This window comes from Streptomyces sp. NPDC018031, from assembly GCF_044327625.1.
GTDB lineage: Bacteria > Actinomycetota > Actinomycetes > Streptomycetales > Streptomycetaceae > Streptomyces.
The window spans coordinates 1-1906 of the sequence record NZ_JBIRFT010000069.1; the positions used below are offsets into that span (position 1 = coordinate 1).

The 1906-nt window shown below is 78.0% G+C and carries 1 protein-coding gene; it reads left to right on the plus strand.

Annotated elements, in window-relative coordinates:
• Positions 1 to 1906: polyketide synthase dehydratase domain-containing protein (locus tag ACH4B3_RS34260; protein ID WP_398469707.1), on the plus strand; the 1906-nt coding region annotated here is incomplete at both ends.

Here is a 1906-nt window from a genome sequence, read left to right on the forward strand (position 1 = left end):
CCACACCCACACCCCCACCCCCCTCGACTGGCGCCCCTGGTACACCCACCCCACCCCACCCCCCACCACCGACCTCCCCACCTACCCCTTCCAGCACCGGTCCTACTGGCTCACCGGCGGCCACACCGGGCCGGCGGCCCCGGGCTCCGCACCGCTCACCCACCCGCTGCTCACCGCCACCGCGCCCCTCGCGGACGGCGGCCACCTCCTCACCGGGCACGTCCCGTCCGCCGACCACGAGGGCTGGCCCACCGAACACACCATCGCCGGGACCACCCTGCTGCCCGGCACCGCCCTCCTCGACCTCGCCCTCACCGCCGCCGACCGGACCGGCACCCCGCACATCGGCGAACTCGTGCTCCACCGCCCCGTCGTCCTGGACACCGACGGCCCCCGCGCACTCCAGGCCATCGCCGGTCCCGCGGACCAGACGGGCCGGCGCACGCTGCACCTCTACACCCGCCCCCGGTCCGGCACGGCGGAGTGGGTCCACCACGCCACGGCCACCCTCACCGACCAGCCGGCGGAAGAGCGTCCGGCGGCGGAGGCGGAGGCGGCCTGGCCACCTCCCGGGGCCGAACCCGTCGACCTCACCGGCTTCTACGACAGGGCCGCCGCGCACGGCTACCACTACGGGCCCGCCTACCGGGGACTGCGGGCCGTCTGGCGGCACGGCGACGACCTCCTCGCGGACATCGCCCTGCCGGTCACCACCGCCGACGCCCTCGCCGTCCACCCCGCCCTCCTCGACGCCGCGCTCCATCCGCTCATCGCCACCGCGGACGCCGCGGACGGCGAGTTCCGGCTCCCCTTCAGCTGGCACGGCATCACCCTGCACGCCACCGGTGCCACCCACGCCCGGGTCCGCCTCACCGCCCAGGGCGACCACGCCTACCGCCTCGCGCTCAGCGACACCACCGGCGCGCCGGTGCTCACCGCCGAGGCGCTCACCACCCGGCCGGTCGACCCCGCGCGTCTGCGCGGCCGGCCGGGCGACGGCCTCTACCGCACGCGGTGGACCGCACTGCCGGTACCGGCGGCAGCGGCCCCCACGGCGGCGGAGGAGTGGGCGGTGCTCGGGGACGCAGGGGCGGCCTGGCCGCCGCCGCTGCCCCGGTACCCGGACGTCACCGCCCTGGTCGCGGCCCTGGACGACGGCGCGCCCGTGCCGCCGGTGGTGCTGACCGGTGTGCCGGCGGCCGACGGCGGCGAGTCCCACGCGGTGGCAGGGGTGCTGGACGCGCTCCGGCAGTGGCTCGCCGAACCGCGGCTCGCCGAGGCCCGGCTGGTGGTGGTCACCCGGGACGCCGCCGCCGTGGACGAGGGGTCCGGCGCCGATCCCGTCGCGGCGGCCGTCTGGGGCCTGGTCCGCAGCGCCCAGGCGGAGCACCCCGGCCGGTTCACCCTGCTCGACCTCGATCCCGAGGCCGGCGCCGGGCCCGAGGTGGTGGAGGTGCTGGGCGCGGCGCTCGACGCGGACGAGTGGCAGGTCGCGGTGCGCGGGGGGCAGGCGCTCGTGCCCAGGCTGACCGCGGTGGACCCGACGGCCGGGATCGCGCTGCCGGTCGGCGCCCCCGCCTGGCAGCTGGTGGTCGCCCAGGACGGCGGGGGCACCGTGGACGGCCTGGTGCCGGAGGAGACCCCGCACGTCCTGGAGCCGCTGTCAGCCGGTCAGGTGCGGATCGCGGTGCGCGCCGCGGGGATCAACTTCCGCGATGTGATGGTGACCCTCGGCGTCGTACCGGACCGGCGCGGCCTGGGCGGCGAGGGCGCGGGGGTGGTGCTGGAAGTGGCTGCCGATGTGACGTCGATGGCGCCCGGCGACCGTGTCATGGGCCTGTTCGAGGGCGCCTTCGGCCCGGTCGCCGTCGCCGACGCCCGCACCCTCGTCCCGGTCCCGCCCGGC